The organism is Acetobacter sp. (genome assembly GCF_052102375.1).
GTDB lineage: Bacteria > Pseudomonadota > Alphaproteobacteria > Acetobacterales > Acetobacteraceae > Acetobacter.
Genome location: NZ_JBQDXI010000014.1, coordinates 42,724 through 59,338 on the forward strand (window position 1 = coordinate 42,724; position 16,615 = coordinate 59,338).

Below are 16,615 nucleotides of genomic sequence, written 5' to 3' on the forward strand. Positions count from 1 at the left end.
AGGGTATTAAAGGCTCAGGGTATCAAAAATGCTGCCTGTAGGGGAAAGGCCGCGTATATGTGTACGGTGCCACACAGCATAAAACAGAAGTGTCCAAGCAGCAGGACCATTTTTCCGGTTCCCGGCTTCTTCGAATAAAGCGCGCACCCGGTCTGGTTTGGCAATGGCCTGTATACATTCCTGCTGAGCGACTAAGTCTCCAAGCGTTTGTCCTTGCTCAGCAATCCACGATCCGATGGGCACAGTAAAGCCTTGTTTGGGGGCAAAAGGGTGTGCTGCCGGGTTATGCCGTTCTAGCCATCGACGTAAAAGCCATTTTCCTTGCCCATTACGGACGCGCATGCCGTCGGGCAGTTGCCACGCACAGTTGGTCACAACGGGGTCCAAGAGCGGTGTTCGGCCCTCAAGGCCATGTGCCATGAGGCAACGGTCCAGTTTCAGGAGAAGGTCGTTCGGCAACCATTCAGCAATATCTACGGCCTGCACTTCAGAAAGTCGTGTGGCAGTTATCTGCTTTGCCTGCTGTTCGGCTATGGTCAACCCATCCCGCCAATGGTTGGGGGTGTGGCGCAGAACGTCCAGCCCATCGAACATACCGTGTCGCCACATGCGGCGGCCTGCACGCCACCACGGGCGTGCAGCGGAACGGTAACGACCATACCCGCAAAAAAGCTCATCTCCACCTTCACCAGAGAGGATAACCCGCACATCCTGCTTGGCTTTGCGTGCCAGAAACCATGTGGGGATAATGGCATAGTCCGCAACGGGATCATCCATACAGGCGATAATAGCTGGCAAATTGTCCCAAACCATGGAAGCCGTGATTTTTACGGTTTCATGCTCTGTATTGGCTGCGCGGGCCAGTTTGGCGGCGGCATCGGCTTCATCGGCTGCATGGCGGGCCTCAAAAACGGCTGTCCACGTGCGCAGTTTTTCGGGGCGGGGCAGTCGGCTCATTGCTGTAAGCAAGCTGGCGCTATCAATACCGCCAGAGAGGAATAGGCCAAAAGGCACATCAGCTCTTTCATGTGCCTGCACGCTGTTCATCAGGGCGTAATCAAGCTGTTCCAGAGCCTGTTCTTCTGAAAGGCTTTTTTTCGGTTCTGTCTGGGCAGGCAAGGGGGAACGGATGGTGCGTTCAGCAATACGGCCCGCAACAATTCGGAGCGTTTCACCGGGCAAAACACGCTGAATGGTTTTGAAAAGCGTTTGGGGTCCTGTAGTGAACTGAAGTTGCAGCAACTCGTCCCGCAAAAGCGACCGCTCTGTTCTGGGCGCAAGTCCGGAGGCCAGAAGGGCAGAGGGTTCGGATGCAAAGGCGGTGCCGCCTTCAAATTCAGTGAAATAGAGCGGTTTTATACCAAACGGGTCACGGGATAGCAGGACTTCATTATTGGCACTGTTGTGGATGGCAATGGCATACATGCCGCGCAACGTTGCTGTGTAACCAGCGCCCTTTTGTTCCCACATGACAAGGGCAGATTCGCAGTCGCTGCCAGTTTTAAAGCGTTCAGCCCCCATAGCTTGGCGAATCTGGGGGTCGTTATAAATTTCTCCATTGGCAATCAAAGTGCCCGCAGCAGATTTCAGAGGCTGGTCACCGCCCGGAAGATCTATGATTGAAAGACGTGTATGGATCAGGTCCGCCTCGGGCAGGCGAGCATAATGTGCGCCGTCCGGGCCACGGTGCAGAAGGGCCGTGGCCATGCGCTCCAGCACGACCTGCCCAACGCGCGTGGCTCCCGGCTTATAGGCAATGCCGCCAATGCCGCACATCAGGCAGGCTCCACAGTTGCAATGAAGTTATGCCATGCCGCCAAGACAGGGGCCGTGGCGAAGGTTGTATCGTAATCTGCTCGTCCAGCGGCGGCCATGCTGGCGGCAAGTGTTTTGTCTTCCAGTGCCACACCAAGCTGGTCGGCCAAACTACGTGCATCCTCTACTGGGGCCAGAAGTCCGTTTTCACCAGACCGTATAAGTTCTGTTGGGCCTTGTGATGCAGCAGCTACAACCGGTTTTCTGGCAGAAAAACCTTCTATCACAACATTGCCCAACGGCTCATGCCGGGAGGGGCAAACTAGGACCGAGCAGGCTTTAATAAAGCCACCAGGGCGTGTGGACCATCCGGGCATGAGTACCCGTTCCGCCACGCCTTCCTGCCGTGCCAAAGCTTCAAGAGCCGCACGTTCAGGCCCCTCACCACAAATGACCAGCCATACACCGGGTAGATGCTTCATGGCACGGATAAGAACGTCAAAGGCCTTGTTTTTGTGCAGCCTGCCCAGAGCCAGCAGAAAGGGCGCTCCGTCAGGTAGGCCTGCTGGGCGGATTGGCGGAGTGTCGGAAAGGTCATTCGCAAAATTGGGTAGATAGTGGACGCGGTTTTCAGCCCATCCCTGTGCCTGCATCCAACGCACCAGTCCGTGCGTGTTCCCTATCAGATGGTCGCATCTGCGATAGTAAGACAGGTCGTAGAAACCGCCCAACCTGCCAGCCAGAACCCAGTCTCCTTGCGGTGTGAACCGGGCAGCGCGGTTCATCCATGCCACAGTTACACGGGGGGCAAAGGCTGTTAGGGCCCGACGTAAGTTAGGGCGGGTTCTAAAATCTGTCAGACCGCCAAAGCGTAGTTCTTTCGGGGGGAGGCCACCAGCCGTCATGCGTGCCGCGCGTGCTGCGTCCTGCCGCATAATGGGGAGGACAGAGAGGCCGGATGCCGCTTGTGCAACACAAAGCCTTTCAAAGAACAACTCCGCCCCTCCAGTGGTGGCACCGGCCATTACATGCGCAACGCGCAAGGATGAGGCACGGGAAGGGAGGAGATCTGGATGGCTCATGATGATGTCTCTGCCAGAAGGCGTAGGGCAGCCTCTGCTACCGTGGAAACGGAAAGATCAGCAATGGCGGCCTTGCCTTCAGGGCCGGGTGCTGCCACCCATGCCGCGTGGGTGCCGGAAGGGGCATATTCTGAAGCACGGGATGGCCCGAATAGTCCGAGTGTGGGTGTGCCTGCTGCTGCGGCAAGGTGCATCAGGCCGGAGTCATTCCCCACATAAAGCTGGCATTTTCTAAGAATGGCAGCAACTTCCGTAAGGGAAAAGCGGCTTCCCGCATCTATGGGCTGAGGAAGGGCTGCCAGAACAGGGGCGGCAAGATCCCGTTCCTGTTGTCCGGGGCCGTAAAGAATAACAGGACGTGCGTTAGGGTAGGCGGACTGAAGGCATTGCCATAAAGGAATATAGCGTTCGACAGGCCATATTTTGCCTGACCAGTTGGCCGTTGGACCGAGTGCGATGAGCGGTGTGTCTGTTGTTGTGGGCAGTAGTGTTGTCGCACACGCCACGTCTGACGGGTTAAGCCACACAGTCGGTGTGGGAGGGGGCGAAAGGCTGAGCGTTTGGGCCACATGCGCAAGGCGTAGGCCGGGCCGACGCCCCCCCCGCATAATAACGCGTCGGCCAGACCGAAGCAGCACTGTCACCGCGGAGCCGCGCAGGTCTATGGTCAGGTCCCACTTCTGGGCTACGCAAGCTTTCCAGAGATCCAGCCAATGTAAATCGTATTTGCGCTTTTCCATTGTGATGACACGATCGAGTCTCGGTACATTCTGGAATAGTCCAGCAGCCACGGGTCCGCAGGCGATGGTAAAACGGGCGTGGAGATACGTGCGTATCAAATGATCCAGCAGACCGGTGGAGATCACAGCGTCACCCAGCCGGGTTGCTGTAATGAAGAGAATACGCATCTGCCTTTGTTTATACTGCACTGATGGTTTTTCCAACCCGTTCAGCAGGGGCATGGAAACCAGCACGTCTTGTGTACGAAGGGTATGGACATTTGCAGGCTCTATGCCATGAGAAGCCGCGTGCGACTGCTGCCTGAATTTTACCTTTGTGTGCTGTCAGAGTGGCTGAGTCGTTTTATCACGAGGAATTGGGAAAAATGAGGAAAGGTTTGTTTCTGCTGGTCACGTTGGTGGGTCTGCCGTGTGCTGCGGTGTCAGCCCCTGTGGCTCATGCCGCTGGTGGAGGGTGGAGCGCCCCGGCTTGCGGTGCGGAACCCACCATGCCATCGCTCGATGTTGCATCGGTTGAGCATTACAATGCGAGCGTTGACAAGGCGACAGCGTACCAGAAAGCTGCACGCGCCTATAATAGCTGTGTCTCACATGCAGCGAACAAGGAAGAAACAGCCATCAGCAATGAAGCGCGCGAAAAAATAGCGTATGTGCATGAAGGCAGCCAAGCGGTGCAAAAACGTATTGCGGCCAATTTCACGCATATGAGCGCAACCCTAAAGGCTGGTAACGCCAAATTTGGCGGGAAGTAAAACACGGCTATTTGCCTGAGGGGGCATCTGTTTCCGCTAAAAAGGCGGCAACAGATGCGTGTTAAAGGGTGTCTTTAAGGATTGGTGCCTTGTATGATGCCCCCGGGTAGGGCAGATATGGCCGTTACTCAGAATGAATTAGCCAGAACGGGAACGGGCCAGACGTGGCAGAAGATGTTTTCAAGGAAGTTGATGACGAACTGAAGGCCGAGCGCATGCGCCAACTGGCGCGCCGATATGCGGGTGCAGGTCTGGGTCTTATCGTGGCCGTTCTGGCTGGCGCTGGCGCATGGGCTTGGCATGTTTCAAACCAGAAAACTGCCGCGCTGGATGCAACAGGCACGTATCTGGCAGCGCTTCGTCAAACCGATCATCTGCCTCCTGCTCCGGCAAGCGGCACCATTCCTTACAGCGAGACCGCGCAGGCCGGGCTTGCCAGCCTGCAAAAACTTGCCGCGGCTAGCCCCAATGGTATTGCGACCTTGGCACGCTTACAGGCCGGTGGCGTTTTAGCTGCTCATGGAGATACCAAAGGCGCATTGGCCGCATGGGATGCCGTTCAGGCTGACACTCATGCAGACCCGCTTTTGCGCGAACTTGCCAGCCTGATCTGGTGCCAGAAGCAACTGGACAATGGAGACCCGGCAACCTTGCGCTCCCGCCTGTCTTTGCTGACAGGTAAGGATAAAGCCTGGCACGGTCTTGCAACGGAATCATTGGCTATTCTGGATGTGCGTGAAAACCATCTGGAAGAGGCCCGCAAAAAATTTGCTGCACTGGCGGCAGAGCAGGATGTGCCTTCAGGTGTCAGAAGCCGGGCACAAGCAATGACACAGGCACTGGATCCATCGGCAGGGTGAGGCACTTTATGAGCAAAATACGCTCTTCTAATCGTGTAAATGGCCGTATGGCCCGTCGCTCCCTGTTGGCTGGTGCGGCTATGGTGCCCGCGCTTGCCGGGTGCAGCATGTTTGATGATGACGAAAAGCCATTGCTGGCGGGACACAGAACAGATGTTCTGTCCTCTGGCGGTAAGCTGGAAGTTGATAAGGAAGATCATACCCCCATCACCGTGGCGGCTCCGATAACGGTGTCCGAATGGTCGCAGGTTGGGCGTGTGCCTACGCATGTCGGCAGCAACTACCAGTGGCACGGTTTGCGTGAACGGTGGTCAAAATCTGTCGGCGCAAGCATTTCTGAGCCGGGTTTTCTGGCGTGGGCAGCCCTTGGGTCTCTGGGGCGTGGTCTTATCCAGTCTCCCCCGGTTATTCAGAATGGCCGCCTGTTCTTTATGGATGCTCAGGGTGTTGTGCGTGGCTTCTCTTGGCCGCGCATGTCTCATCTCTGGACCTTTAATCCAAAACCGCGCTCCATGCGTTCCAGCAACGTAGGCGGCGGTTTGGCTGTTGAAGGCGATACAGTTTATATTGTCAGCGGTATTGGGCAGGCTGTTGCGGTAGATGCTGTGACAGGTAAGCCAAAATGGCGCGTAGCGTTAAGCGGTCCGGGCCGCTCAGCACCCACTGTTGCGGATGGCCGCCTGTTTTTTGGCACGCTGGATGAACAGTTCTATGCGCTGGATGCCAAAAATGGCCGTCAGCTCTGGTCCTACGGCGCAACGCAGGCCGATACAACGGTGTTTGGTCAGCCTGCTCCAGCCTACGCCAATGGTGTTGTGATTGCTGGCTTTGGGGGGGGGGATCTGGTCGCTTTCCGTGCTGAAACAGGTGAAGTTGTCTGGAGCGACATGCTCGGCAACGTCAACAGTCAGGCCAGCACGCTCAACCTGTCCTGTGTGCGTGGTTTGCCTGTGGTGGTTGATAGCGTAATTTATGCTGTCAGCATGGCACAGGTGCTTGCTGCTATTGATATCCGGACAGGCCGCCGTTTGTGGGAGCGCTCTGTAGCAAGCCAGAACAGCATTCTGTGCGTTGGGGACTGGCTCTACGTTGTGTCTCTGGATGAGCAGGTCATTTGTTTGGACAGGCTTTCAGGCCATGTACGCTGGATGACACAGTTGCGCCGCTTCCGCCGTGTGGACGTGAACAAGGACATTGTGACCTGGATTGGTCCTGTCATGGCAGGCGGTGAACTGGTGTGCCTCAGCACGCTGGTCGGGAACGGTGTTGTCCGGATTAATCCTGTAACGGGCGCGATTATTGCGGTTGAATCGTCTAATGCGGTTTCTTTCGTGCCGCCTATTGTTGTTGATGAGCAAATGTTGATTATTACAAACGACGGAAACCTCCGCTCTTATGGCTGAACGTCGTAAACCTATGCGGCCTGTTGCGCCGCTTCCGTCTGCTGACCTGCCGGTCGTGGCTATTGTGGGCCGCCCCAATGTGGGGAAATCCACCCTCTTTAACCGCCTTGTTGGCCGCCGGCAGGCGTTGGTGGCTGATACCCCCGGCGTTACCCGTGACCGTAAGGAAGGTCTGGCGCTAATACGGGGGCGCTATGTGCGCCTGATTGATACGGCCGGGCTGGAAGAGGCCGCGCCAGATACACTTTTTGGCCGGATGCGCGCTTCCTCTGAAGGTGCTGTGCAGAATGCAGCGCTGGTGTTGTTTTGTGTGGATGCCCGTGCAGGTATTACACCGTCCGATGAACATTTTGCTCAATGGGTCCGTCGCCAGAACCGTCCGGTTCTGCTGCTGGCCAACAAGGCAGAAGGGCGTTCTGGCGCGTCTTCCGCGCTGGAAGCCTATGCGCTTGGGCTTGGAGAGCCGATAGCAGTCTCTGCCGAGCACGGCGAAGGCCTTGCTGACCTGATGGCAGAAATTGTTGACCATCTTCCCCCCGAACCGGAGCCGGTTGAGGAGGAAGAGGATGAAGACGATTTCGCTGAACTGGCCTTTGAAGAAGAGGTCATTGATGCGGACGAGCCGGAAGTTATCGAACCTGTTCGCCCTAAAGGGCCGATGCGCATAGCTATTGTGGGTCGCCCCAACGCTGGTAAATCTACCCTGATGAACGCCCTTTTGGGTGAAGACCGGATGATTACCGGGCCAGAGCCGGGTCTTACGCGTGATTCCATTGCTGTCACACTCTATGATGACGGTGATGAGTTCGAAATTGTTGATACCGCCGGGCTACGCCGCAAAGCACGTATTGACGAGGCACTGGAAAAAATGTCGGTTTCAGCCTCCATTGAGGCATTGAAAATGGCAGAGGTGGCTGTTCTTGTGTTGGACGCCACGTTGGGCGTGCACGAGCAGGACCTCCAGATTGCCCGTCTGATTGAGCGTGAGGGCAGGGCTTGCGTTCTGGCATTAAACAAATGGGATGCGGTTGAAGACCGTATTGCTACGCGTAAGGCTATTCTCGACCGGCTAAGCATCTCTCTGGCGCAGATGCGCGGTGTGCCCGTGGTGACTTTTTCGGCGTTGACGGGTGCGAGCGTACATCGGCTACTCCCTGCCGTGCGGGATGCTTGGACCGTGTGGAATGCCCGTGTTCCAACGGGAGCGCTGAACCGCTGGTTTGAAATGATGCTCGAGCGTCATGCCCCACCGCTTGTTGATGGTCGCCGCTTGAAGCTGCGTTATATGACGCAGGTTAAATCCCGCCCACCAACTTTTGTGTTGTTTGGAACCCGCGCAGAATTGTTGCCGGATGACTACAAGCGTTATCTGGTTAACGGACTGCGTGAGACATTTGATCTGCCGGGCGTGCCCATCCGCTTACAGTTGCGGGGTACTAAAAACCCTTATGCTGATAGCCGAAAGTCTTCTTAGTTTAGAAAAATCTGCTGTTCTCCCTGAGAGCAGCAGATTTTTTAAATAAAACTGAGGAAAATATCATCAAGCACGTTGTTTTTGTCGCTTGAGGCAAGTTGCATCAAAAATGTTCTCATAAAGTCGGGCTAGTTTTTACTCTATAAGTGTGGTCGCCATAAATTTTCGCTTATGGCTGATATAATAGAGAATTTTTCATAGTGCGGTTCTTTTCGGAAAAACCGGTTGCTACATTTGAGTATGTCGTGAGTAGGCCGGTGTTATCGTGCTGTTTCGCCAAAGAAACCCTATAAAACACTCCATCTGTGCCGCAGGGGGTTGAGAAATCTCATAATTGCGTTCTACTGGGCTTTTGATGGGTAATATCACGTGTTTTAGCTAAAAGCTGATGCACGATTGAGTGTAACCTCGCGAAAAATAACCTGTTGTCAGAAAAATTATGGCACAAAGCCTATGCTGCGCCCTTCCGCTTTATTTTGGGTGATGGCACACAGGGTGCGTTGCGCAAGCCCGTCATAAACAAAACCAAAACGTAAGGAGCCAACCCTTATGAGTGATCCTGCGCACACTCAGCCCTCCTTTGCTTCTGCTCCGGCTGATGGTTTGCATGGGTCGGCCCGCGCATGGGCAACATTTGCCGTCTCGCTTTCCGTCTTGCTGGCACTGCTGGACTACGCCATTGCAAATGTGGCGTTGCCCGACATTGCGGTAGACCTGAAAGCCTCCGCCTCTTCCTCAATCTGGGTGGTGAATGCCTATCAGTTGGCTAGTCTTGTCTCCTTGCTGCCTTTGGCGGCACTCGGCAGCAAGGTTGGTTTTGCGCGCCTGTGCCGGGTGGGGATAGTTATTTTTATGGCGTCCTCCCTGTTGTGTGCCATGGCAACTTCTCTCCCCATATTGGCAGGTGCTCGTGCCGTGCAGGGGATAGGGGGCGCGTGTATCATGAGTGTAAATATCGCACTCGTCCGCTTTATTTATCCCCATGCAGAAATTGGGCGCGGTATTGCGCTTAATGGTGTTGTTGTAGCGGTTGGGGTGGCGTTGGGCCCCACGGCAGCGGCAGGTATTTTAAGCATTGCTTCTTGGCCGTGGCTTTTCTGGATCAACCTTCCACTGGGTGCGCTGGCATTGTTCATGGCGTTTAAGGCATTGCCTCAGGTGCCACGCAGCACTCAGAAAACCGATGTCACAGGCAGTGCTTTGTGTGTTCTGGCTCTGGGCGCTCTTGTCATGGGGGGCGATGGTCTGGCGCACAGGTCGGGCTGGATGATGTCGGTGGCGCTTCTGGTTTTTGGAGTGGCGTGTGGGTGGCTGCTTGTGCGGCGGGAGCGTGGGGTAGACCAGCCCATTCTTCCGGTTGATTTGCTGGGGAAGCCAGATTTCACTGTGGCGTTTTTGACAGGCTGCTTGGGGTTTGTGGCGTCCAATTTTTATATCGTATCTATGCCCTTCACGTTGCACGATGAACTGGGGCTTGGGTCAGCGCTGACAGGTTTGCTCATTACGCCTTGGCCAATAGGCATTATGTGTGCAGCCCCCATTGTGCGCCGTGTGGCAGATAGCGTATCGGCTGGGGTGCTGTCCTCGATAGGGTTGGCTGTCACGGCAACAGGGTTTTTGTTGCTGTGGTTGTTACCAACTCATCCTTCCGTATTTGATATAGTCTGGCGGACATGGATAGCAGGTTGGGGTTTTGGTTTTTTCCAGCCCCCGAATAACCGCGCCATGATGGTTTCTGCGTCTCATGCCCGTGCAGGGGGAGCCAGTGGCATGGTGCAGGTAGCGCGTCAGGCGGGGCAAGCCATTGGCGCCATGGGTGTTGCCGCCTTTTTCGTACAGTTCGCCCACGAGGGCCCGCGTAACTGCCTTATTGCGGGAGCTTGTGTTGCGATAACGGCGGCGGCATTGAGTGCCAGCCGCCTGATACAACGTGTGTAGTTAGATTTCGCTTTCTAGGAAGATACGGCTGGCATCGCCCATCCATGCGCCATAATAGCGCTCCAGCCACCGTTCCGCCTGTGTGGGTGCGCCCGCGGCTAAGGCGGTGAGCGGGGCGAGGTAGGCCCATTCTTCCTGCCCACTTTCTTCGTCTACACGGCCACGGCCCTGTAGCCCATCCATGGCAATGCCAATAACCTGAGCCGCCAGATCCCGTACCGTGCCTTCACCCCACGGGGTGTCCAGAGCCTGTGCAGGCACAAGCGCACGCAACTTGACGTAGTCTTCCCACGGGCGTTCGCGCACAAGCTCATAAGCTGCTTCAAGGGCTGCATCATCATACAAGAGACCGACCCACAAAGCAGACTGGGCGACCATCATTTCAGCAGAACCAGCATCAGCACCGCGCATTTCAAGGAACTGCTTGAGGCGTACATCCGGGAAAACTGTGGTCAGGTGGTCTTCAAAGTCGCTGAGTGTTGGGCGGATATCCTCCAGTCCTTCCTGTCGGTCGCCGTTCATCCACGCGCGGAAGGAGCGGCCGGCAACGTTGCGCATCTTGCCGTCACGCACCACAAAATACATGGGCACATCCAGCGCCCACTCAACATAGCGCTCAAAGCTAAAATCGTCTTCAAACACGCAGGCAGGCATGCCAGCGCGCTCATTATCAGTATCCGTCCAGATACGGGCGCGGTTTGAGAGATAGTCGGTCGCTTTGCCTTCTACAAAAGGAGAGTTGGCAAATAGGGCAGTAGCAACAGGCTGAAGTGCCATAGACACCTGCATTTTGCGCACCATGTCCTGCTCTGATCCAAAATCAAGATTGACCTGAACCGTGCAGGTGCGCTGCATCATGTCCAGCCCAAGCTTGCCAACTTTAGGCATGTAGTTACGCATAATGCCGTAGCGTGTTTTTGGCATCCAAGGGAGTTCACTGCGCGGTGCCGTGGGATGGAAGCCAAGCGCAGAAAAGCCCAACCCCAGTTTGCGTGCAATGGGGCGAACCGTGTCGAAATGTTCAGCCAGTTCCTGCGCCGTTTCGTGCAGATTTTCCAGCGGTGCGCCAGAAAGCTCAAACTGACCTGCTGGCTCAAGCGAAATACCAGCGCCTTTGGCTGCATTCTTGCCTTTAAGGCCAATCATGCTGCCTGCATCCATAATGGGTTCCCAGTTATCCGGCGCACCTTGGCGCAGGCCTGTCAGAACATCTTCAATACCGGCGGGTGCATAGGGAGGGGCCGCATAAGCAGGTCTGCCACTTTGCGGGCTGACGCTGCTTGCAGCAGATTCCGGGCGGATAAAGCCAAATTTTTCGTGCTCGGTGCCAATGCGCCAGCGGTCACGAGGTTTGCACCCTTGCGCCAAAATCTCGGCCAGCTGGGAAACTGAGTGCGCAGGCGTATCGTCTTGGGCAACGGCGTTAGACATGAGAGCTTACTGTTCCTTGAAAGGCAGGCCGGTGCACGGCACGGACCAGAACGAGAGAGTGACGAAGTGATATTCTGACTAATCCTGCACAGAGCGCAAGCCATCACCCATAAGGGCAAGGCCAGCAGCCACGGCAGTATCGGCCCGTAAAATGAGCGGGCCGAGGGAAACAGGGGCGATACACGGGCGGCTTAACAGTGTTTTACATTCAGCATCACTTAACCCTCCTTCCGGGCCAATTAACAGGCCATCACCTGCGCGGGCGGACCGGAAAGTAAGAGGGCTGGAGACAGCGCGCTCCTGCCCACGTTCAATAGCGGCAAAGAGACGGCTGCCCTCCGGCCATGCTCCAAGGCATTGCATAAGAGGTACCGGCTCTGCAACGTGCGGAATGTCCAGACGTTCACATTGCTCTGTCGCTTCTGTGGCAATAGCTTGCAGGCGGTCAAGATTGACGCGATGCGTGTTTGTGCGTTCCGTAATAACTGGCATGAAGTGGGTTACACCCAGCTCGGTTCCCATGCGCACAACAAGGTCGGTCGCATCCCGTTTAAGCGGTGCAAAGGCCAGTATCAGGCTAGGCATGGCTTGCAGAGGGGGGCGCAAAAGCTCAGTTAAGGTCAGGCTGCCCTTATCCTTGCGGACACCATCCAGCGTGGCCAGCCACTCACCTGCCTCGGCATTAAACACACGCACAAGGTCACCGGCAGTTTTACGTAGCACCGTGCCCAGATAGCGGGCCTGCTCCGGAGAGAGCGGGCAGGACGCACCGTGTTCAGCCACAGGGATTTCCTGAGCAGGCACATACAGGCGGGGCAGGTGGGCGTGGAGGCTCATGGCGGGCTGTCTGGCTCAAAAAAAGAGGGCTGAAAAAGCAATTATAGTAACGCTCTGTACTAATATGGTGCTTAGCCAGAAAGCTGACAATGTGCAAAGCGCTTCATGGTGGAAGATAATATGTGGCATACCCGCACAACATCCGGACCACAAACTTTTAGGACCACAAAGCCCCGTGCCTGTCTCCCCCGCTACTCTGCACACTGATATCAAGGTAACAGGCTGGATTGCCCGCCTGCCGCCCGCCCTGCGTCCTTACGCGTTGCTGGCGCGCCTTGATCGACCCATTGGCACATGGCTGCTCTTTTTGCCGGGGGTCTGGGGTATTCTTCTGCCACAGCAGGTTCCTGTTACGGAGCGGCTGCGTCTGGTTGTTCTATTTGGCATTGGTAGTCTGGTCATGCGTGGGGCGGGCTGCGTTGTGAATGATATGTGGGACCGGGATATTGACCGGCAGGTTGCTCGTACCGCAGGGCGGCCTTTGGCATCTGGCGCTCTGACCATGCGGCAGGCGGCTTTGTTCCTCCTGCTGCTTTTGCTGATAGGGTTGGGTGTTCTGGTTCAACTCAACAGCCTGTCATGGGTGCTGGGTGTGTCCTCTCTGGTGCTGGTTGCACTCTACCCGTTGGCTAAACGGTTTACGTGGTGGCCGCAGCTTGTCATGGGCTTTACCTTCGGCTTTGGTGCGCCAATGGGGTATGCGGCGGCGGCTGGCGTATTGTCGTGGGCGCAGGCGGCGCTTTATGGCGCAACCATTTTCTGGCAATTGGGCTTTGATACCATTTACGGCTTTCAGGACATGGAAGACGATGCCCGGATTGGTGTGAAATCGACGTCCCGGCTGTGGGCGCAGCAGGCACGCGGGTTTATTGGTTTCTGTTATGGGGCCATGTTTGTGTTGCTGGCAGTGGCCGTGGTGCTGGCAGGCGCAAGCTGGCTTGTGTGGCCTGCTCTGGTCTTGCCTGCCATCATGCTGGCACGGCAGGCCGCCAGTGTTACGCCTGAAAGCCCCAGACTGTGCCTCGCGCAGTTTCGGTTTAACCGTGAAATTGGGGTGGCGATTGCGCTGGCACTAGTGGCAGGGTTGTTTCACGTTTAACACTGCCCCTGTTTGCGCCTTGTCGGGCGTGCCATAGTAAAGGCGCATAAGCTCAGTCTGCTGGATAGCCTTGTTGAATAAGGCGTTAGATTTGGAAATGACCAAACATATGAAAACGGCTTTGCCTGTTCTGTCTCTCCGCCGCTTCATGCTGGCAGTTTCTCTTGCGGCGGTTACGGTGCCGGTGACGGTACACGCCCAGCAAGGGCAGATGTCGGTTGCTGGGCAGGAGAATGCCCCTGCTGCGGCCTCTCTCACAGCATCTGATAAGGCATGGCTGACCCGGATTGAACAGACGCTGAACGGTATTACGACCCTCAAAGCCCGGATGCAGCAGTTGGACGCGGAAGACAAGCGGACAACTGGCACGGTTTGGATGCAGCGTCCCGGCAAGATGCGTCTGGCTTATGATGCCCCAACACCGCTGCTGCTGGTTGCAAATGATGGTAAGGTTGTCTTTCGGGATAACCAGCTTGACCAGACAACCGTTATTCCAATGGACCGTACCCCATTGGGTCTGCTTTTGCGGGATAAGGTCAGCCTGTCAGGAGACGTGACCGTGACCGGCTTCTCGCATGAAAATGGTCTGGTTGAGGTGTCCGTTGTCCGCACGTCCGCTCCCGGTGATGGTAGCCTGACTCTTGTTTTTTACGATAAGCCGCTCGCTCTGCGCTCATGGAGTGTGCTGGATGCTCAAGGGCGTGAGACCCGCGTGACCTTGTTTGATACTCATACCGGTGTGGCTATTCCCGCAGATACCTTTACGCTACCAGCGCAACCAGAATAAAATCTGCCTCTTTAACAGCACACTTGCTGGTAAAAGCCGGACTGTGCCCCGATATAGGACGTACAGTTTGGAAAGGTGAGGCAAAGAGCAATGGTGGCACGGCGTAACCCGCCAGATGAGGTTGACCTGTTTGGGCAGAGTGCTCCCACATCCCATGGTGGTGGCGGAGGGGGCGCGGTTCATTCTGGAAGGCCAGCACCCAACCAACCGCTTGCAGACCGGCTGCGCCCTCAAAAACTGGAGGATGTTGTTGGCCAAGGGCATCTCCTTGGGCCGGACGGTTCTCTCACCCGTATGCTGGAGCGTGGGTCTCTGGCTAGCCTCATTTTATGGGGTGGGCCGGGTGTAGGAAAAACTACTATTGCACGCCTGTTGGCTGAGGCCTCTGGCTTGAGGTTTATGCAGCTTTCTGCTGTTTTTTCCGGTGTGGCGGATCTCAAAAAAGCATTTGAAACAGCGCGTAAGCTGGCGGAAACAGGCGGCGGCACATTGCTGTTTGTGGACGAGATTCATCGCTTCAACCGCGCCCAGCAGGATGGCTTTTTGCCAGTTGTGGAAGACGGGACGGTGGTGCTGGTTGGCGCTACCACGGAAAATCCGTCTTTTGCGTTGAACTCCGCCCTCTTGTCCCGCTGTCAGGTCATGGTGCTGAACCGTCTTGATGATGCTGCATCAGAGGCTTTGCTGGTCAGAGCAGAGGAAGAAACCGGGCATCCACTCCCCCTGACAGAAGAGGCGCGCGCTACCCTTCGTGCCATGGGTGATGGAGATGGACGTTACCTTCTGAATATGGTGGAGCAGTTGCTCAGCCATAAAACAGACGTGCCGCTGGACACGCAGGCACTTTCACGCCTGCTGGCCAAACGTGCCGTGCTGTATGATCGTGACCGGGAAGAGCACTACAACCTCATTTCCGCTCTGCACAAGTCCATGCGCGGGTCTGACCCGGATGCAGCGCTTTATTGGTTTGCCCGAATGCTGGAAGGGGGGGAGGACCCCCGTTATCTGGCGCGGCGTATGACCCGTTTTGCGGCGGAAGACGTGGGTATGGCAGACCCGCAGGCTCTGCCGTTAGCGCTTGCTGGGTGGGAAACCTATGAGCGTCTTGGCTCTCCGGAAGGAGAGTTGGCGCTTGCACAGGTTGTTGTGCATCTGGCCACAGCCCCCAAGTCCAACGCTGTTTATAAAGCCTATGGTGCAGTACGGCGTGCTGCCAAGGCGACAGGTAGCCTGATGCCACCAGCCCATATCCTGAATGCCCCGACGAAATTGATGAAGGATATAGGCTACGGAAAGGGCTATGCTTATGACCACGACACGGAGGAAGGGTTCTCCGGTCAGAATTATTTTCCTGATGGCATGTCACGAGAAACCTTCTACCGGCCTACGGGAAAAGGGTTTGAACGTGAGATTCGTCATCGCCTAGAAACATGGTCCCGCTTGCGGGATCGGCGTCAGTCGTGAATATCGTGCCATGAGTGTTGTGATTCTTACTGTAAGCGATGACGAGGCGGATATTCGCCTCGACCGCTATTTCCGCCGTCATTACCCGCACCTGACGCAAGGTGCGTTGCAAAAACTGTGCCGTACAGGCCAAATCCGTGTGGAAGGCAAACGGGTAGAAGCGTCTACACGTCTTCAACCCGGCCAGTCCGTGCGGGTGCCCCCCATTCCCATGGCGGCAAAGCCCGCCAAGGATGCGCCACGCCCGCTGGATGAGCGTCTGGTGCGTGAGATCAAGGGCATGGTCCTGTATCAGGACAAGCAGGTTATTGTACTGAACAAGCCAGCAGGACTGGCCGTGCAGGGCGGCCCCGGCATTACCAAACATATTGATATGATGCTGGATGGCCTGCGTGAGGGGGATGACCCGCGCCCGCGCCTTGTGCACCGTATTGACCGTGATACCTCCGGCCTTCTGCTGTTGGCGCGTACTCCGGGTGTCGCTGCCAAATTGGCAGAGGCTTTCCGTGGGCGGGATGTCAAAAAAACGTACTGGGCGGTCGTTGTTGGGCGGCCTGACCCGCTTGAGGGCGAAATTGACCAGCCGCTTGCCCGTTTGGGTATGGGGGCAAACGCCATTATGGTTGCGGCCGACCGGAAGGATAAGGACGCACTTTTTGCGCGCTCCACGTATGAAGTTGTCGATTCGGCCGCGCGTAAATTTTCCTGGCTGGCTCTGTCGCCTTTGACGGGTCGCACCCACCAACTACGTGTCCATTGCGAATCGCTCACCACCCCTATTCTGGGTGATCCCAAATATGGTGGGGCCGCCGCGCATGTTGACGGCTTTATAGATCAGTTACACCTGCATGCCCGTCAGCTCGAGATCCCACACCCCGCAGGGGGCAAGCTTGTGGTGACTGCCGAATTACCGCCGCATATGCGTGAGACCTTCCGTGCTCTCGGTTTCGTGCCCGGCTCCACGCCCAAGCCCGTTCGGCGTGGCGGGTAAAA

14 protein-coding genes are annotated in these 16,615 nt (G+C 56.2%); 9 read left to right on the forward strand and 5 right to left on the reverse strand.

What is annotated here, in order from left to right; all coding sequences use genetic code 11:
- Nucleotides 1-6: 6 nt before the first annotated feature.
- Genes asnB through ACTIDN_RS07985 form a run of 3 tightly spaced genes read right to left on the reverse strand, consistent with a single transcriptional unit; the run spans nucleotide 7 to nucleotide 3,745 of the window.
- Nucleotides 7-1,776: an asparagine synthase (glutamine-hydrolyzing) gene (gene asnB, locus ACTIDN_RS07975; protein WP_441376625.1), complete on the reverse strand. Its 1,770-nt coding sequence runs from the start codon at nucleotides 1,774-1,776 to the stop codon at nucleotides 7-9.
- Nucleotides 1,776-2,837 (reverse strand): glycosyltransferase, encoded by a 1,062-nt coding sequence (locus tag ACTIDN_RS07980; RefSeq protein ID WP_441376626.1) that lies wholly within the window; start codon nucleotides 2,835-2,837, stop codon nucleotides 1,776-1,778. Before ACTIDN_RS07980 ends, asnB begins: the two co-directional genes overlap by 1 nt.
- Nucleotides 2,834-3,745: a glycosyltransferase family 9 protein gene (locus tag ACTIDN_RS07985; RefSeq protein WP_441376643.1), complete on the reverse strand. Its 912-nt coding sequence runs from the start codon at nucleotides 3,743-3,745 to the stop codon at nucleotides 2,834-2,836. Before ACTIDN_RS07985 ends, ACTIDN_RS07980 begins: the two co-directional genes overlap by 4 nt.
- Nucleotides 3,746-3,942: 197 nt before the next feature.
- Between ACTIDN_RS07985 and ACTIDN_RS07990 the strand changes: the two genes are divergently transcribed.
- From ACTIDN_RS07990 to ACTIDN_RS08010, 5 genes are all read left to right on the forward strand, one after another.
- Entirely contained in the window at nucleotides 3,943-4,329 is a 387-nt protein-coding gene (locus ACTIDN_RS07990; RefSeq protein WP_441376627.1) for a hypothetical protein, read from the forward strand.
- Nucleotides 4,330-4,493: 164 nt separating this feature from the next.
- Nucleotides 4,494-5,189, forward strand: a complete 696-nt coding sequence (locus ACTIDN_RS07995; protein WP_441376628.1) for a tetratricopeptide repeat protein — start codon at nucleotides 4,494-4,496, stop codon at nucleotides 5,187-5,189.
- An 8-nt stretch (nucleotides 5,190-5,197) separates the two neighbouring features.
- On the forward strand, nucleotides 5,198-6,592 hold the full coding sequence (locus ACTIDN_RS08000) for an outer membrane protein assembly factor BamB family protein (protein WP_441376629.1): 1,395 nt from the start codon (nucleotides 5,198-5,200) through the stop codon (nucleotides 6,590-6,592).
- The gene (gene der / locus ACTIDN_RS08005; protein ID WP_415507922.1) at nucleotides 6,585-8,066 is read left to right on the forward strand and encodes a ribosome biogenesis GTPase Der; all 1,482 of its coding nucleotides are present in this window, start codon (nucleotides 6,585-6,587) and stop codon (nucleotides 8,064-8,066) included. The genes ACTIDN_RS08000 and der overlap by 8 nt, the downstream gene beginning before the upstream one ends.
- Nucleotides 8,067-8,615: 549 nt before the next feature.
- A complete protein-coding gene (locus ACTIDN_RS08010) occupies nucleotides 8,616-10,004 on the forward strand; it encodes an MFS transporter (protein WP_415507923.1) in 1,389 nt (462 codons plus the stop codon).
- On the opposite strand, the gene ACTIDN_RS08015 is transcribed toward ACTIDN_RS08010, so the two are convergent.
- Together ACTIDN_RS08015 and ACTIDN_RS08020 are read right to left on the reverse strand one after the other, a co-directional pair.
- Nucleotides 10,005-11,435 carry a glutamate--cysteine ligase gene (locus ACTIDN_RS08015; protein ID WP_441376630.1) on the reverse strand — a complete coding sequence of 477 codons (1,431 nt, stop codon included), beginning with the start codon at nucleotides 11,433-11,435 and terminating at the stop codon, nucleotides 10,005-10,007.
- A gap of 78 nt (nucleotides 11,436-11,513) precedes the next feature.
- Entirely contained in the window at nucleotides 11,514-12,272 is a 759-nt protein-coding gene (locus ACTIDN_RS08020; protein WP_441376631.1) for a 16S rRNA (uracil(1498)-N(3))-methyltransferase, read from the reverse strand.
- A 175-nt stretch (nucleotides 12,273-12,447) separates the two neighbouring features.
- On the opposite strand from ACTIDN_RS08020, the gene ubiA reads away from it, so the two are divergent.
- The 4 genes from ubiA to ACTIDN_RS08040 all read left to right on the forward strand — a co-directional run bounded on the left by ubiA (nucleotide 12,448) and on the right by ACTIDN_RS08040 (nucleotide 16,613).
- A complete protein-coding gene (gene ubiA / locus ACTIDN_RS08025; RefSeq protein WP_441376632.1) occupies nucleotides 12,448-13,371 on the forward strand; it encodes a 4-hydroxybenzoate octaprenyltransferase in 924 nt (307 codons plus the stop codon).
- A gap of 97 nt (nucleotides 13,372-13,468) precedes the next feature.
- Nucleotides 13,469-14,158: a LolA family protein gene (locus tag ACTIDN_RS08030; protein WP_415507927.1), complete on the forward strand. Its 690-nt coding sequence runs from the start codon at nucleotides 13,469-13,471 to the stop codon at nucleotides 14,156-14,158.
- A gap of 90 nt (nucleotides 14,159-14,248) precedes the next feature.
- Nucleotides 14,249-15,622: a replication-associated recombination protein A gene (locus tag ACTIDN_RS08035; protein ID WP_441376633.1), complete on the forward strand. Its 1,374-nt coding sequence runs from the start codon at nucleotides 14,249-14,251 to the stop codon at nucleotides 15,620-15,622.
- A gap of 10 nt (nucleotides 15,623-15,632) precedes the next feature.
- Entirely contained in the window at nucleotides 15,633-16,613 is a 981-nt protein-coding gene (locus tag ACTIDN_RS08040) for an RluA family pseudouridine synthase (RefSeq protein ID WP_048838758.1), read from the forward strand.
- Nucleotides 16,614-16,615: the final 2 nt, after the last annotated feature.